Annotated in this window: 1 protein-coding gene and 2 pseudogenes; 1 reads left to right on the top strand and 2 read right to left on the bottom strand. The window is 36.5% G+C overall.

Annotation, left to right across the window (positions count from 1 at the left end):
• A pseudogene (locus AC1DND_RS26625) lies at positions 1-1,066 on the bottom strand (alpha-2-macroglobulin family protein); the annotation flags it as partial.
• A gap of 213 nt (positions 1,067-1,279) precedes the next feature.
• Between AC1DND_RS26625 and AC1DND_RS26620 the strand changes: the two are divergent.
• The gene (locus tag AC1DND_RS26620; RefSeq protein ID WP_477585704.1) at positions 1,280-1,702 is read left to right on the top strand and encodes a nuclear transport factor 2 family protein; all 423 of its coding nucleotides are present in this window, start codon (positions 1,280-1,282) and stop codon (positions 1,700-1,702) included.
• A 123-nt stretch (positions 1,703-1,825) separates the two neighbouring features.
• Here AC1DND_RS26620 and AC1DND_RS26615 read toward each other — a convergent pair.
• Positions 1,826-2,007 (bottom strand): annotated as a pseudogene (locus tag AC1DND_RS26615) (hypothetical protein); the annotation flags it as partial.

The raw sequence follows: 2,007 nt of genomic DNA, 5'->3' as shown, positions 1-2,007 counted from the left end.
AAATGGTACCATTACCTGCAATGGTAACGGCCGGTAATTTATCCTCGAAAACAAGATTGACTACTTTACCGTTTGGAAGTGTTTTCGAATTGATGTTTTCTACTCCTGCATTCACACTTAAAGTATAATTGCCTTTAAGTTCTTCGGCAGCATAAACTTTAACCTGACTGGCATCAATGGTATACCTTAAATCGCTCAGATTGCCAAGTGTAATCATACCTGTTAAATCCTGCCCAACACCAATGGGTTCTGAAAATTGCACCAATGCATAATCTTCTTCGCCCTGAATAGCCTTCATATCCAGTATTTCGAATTTATTTATCGCCGGAACACGGATTTCTACTTCTCCTTTTTGTTCTGCGTCAATGGCATCTCCATCCCAATCTATTTTTAAATTTTGATCGTTTCCAGTCTTTTTTATGCTATCGATAGTGAATTTTGAAGTGTTTTTTGCTGGATCGTGCTGCCATTTGATTTTTAGCTTTTGGTCAAAATCCAATGAAATCGTTTTCTCTATTTTATTGGTTTCTTCTACGTCAGCAGTAGCCACTTCGCCGGTTAATTTCATATAATCCATCGCAGTATTGTTCTGCGAAACCAATCCGTTTTGCGAAAGCATAATCCCTGGGGTAATTACTTTAAACTCAAAGTCGAAATCTTCAAGGCCTTTTTCTGTAGCAGAAACTTCCGAAAGTTTGAATGTAGCTTCGTAGTTTTTGCCAGGTTTGAGGTTTTCATCAGGTCTAAATTCAACCGTTTGCGGATCTATCCAATAGGTTTTGCCCGAGATAGAAGGGGAGAAGTCGAACAGTTCGCGTGAATCTGCTTTGCCCAGATCCTGCATGCCTGTTGCCGCATTGGCTAAATGAACTCTGATAAAACTTTTTTTGGAAATGGTTCCGGAAGTATAGGCTTCGATATATTTTGCATAAGCCTGATTTTCTTCATGATTTTTTTTCTTTCTATTGAAATAGATAAATACAATTGCCGCTATAGAAACAGCAAGTAATCCGATGAAGATAAATTTCTTTTTAGAGGAAGATTGGTAGGTAGATGGTTGTTCCATGTTTGAAATTCGTTAAGATAAATGGGGATATAATGTTACGGTAAAAGCAATGGATGTGCCGCAATTTATCCTTTGCATCCGAAACCCTATATTCCATCCGAAAATAAACTAAAATTCACGTTAAAATAAATTATGTTGAAAATTAACGCTTAGGGTTTGTTCCTTTGCATGGTTTTGGATAAGTTTACAACATTAACCCCAATACAACCAGATATGATAAAGAAACTCTTGATTTTTTCGAGCCTGTTAATTTCGACCAGTTTTTGTTTTGCCCAAAAAACTGAAGTAGAAGATGCCGTAAGCAAATTAACCAAACTGATGGTTACACCAGATAGTTTGGCGCTTGATAAAATAATTTTGAATAACCTAAGTTACGGGCATTCGAGTGGAAAGATTCAAACCAAGCAGGAATTTATGCATTCGTTACTTTCTGGAGAATCTGATTTTGTAGATATTAATTTAACTGATCAAACTGTCGTTGTTCAGAACAAAACAGCTTTGGTTCGTCATACACTAAATGCCAAAACAAATGATAAAAATATTCCAGGAAATGTGAAATTGTATATTCTTTTAATCTGGAGTAAAGAAAAATCGGGCTGGAAATTAATTGGAAGACAGGCTGTTAAGGTGCCTTAGATTAGTTTGGAGTTTACAGTTTGGAGTTCTCAGTTTTGGATGCAGAACTAGCGATAGTATTAAAGTTACATACTTAAAATCTATGAGGAAGTGACTCCAAACTCACCACTCAAAATTCCCAATTTATTTAATCATCACCCCAGGTCTGTTTACCAGCGGAATCTTGATCATATTGGAATCGATGATGCTTTCGGGCAAGAAAATGAATTTCTTATCATAAATAGTGCTACCAATGTAATAGCTTAGCCAATATTCGTTAGTTAAGCCAAAAACTTCAGGATCAATGGCTTCCACGCCTGCAAAAG

This window comes from Pedobacter sp. 01N416 (genome assembly GCF_056399685.1).
The sequence above is the reverse complement of the archived record's forward strand: the minus strand, read 5'-3'. Positions and strand labels throughout refer to the sequence as shown.

What these genes read in the sequence shown, in the direction of transcription:
- AC1DND_RS26620 (WP_477585704.1), top strand. Translation starts at nt 1,280, where the DNA reads ATGATAAAGAAACTCTTGATTTTTTCGAGCCTGTTAATTTCGACCAGT.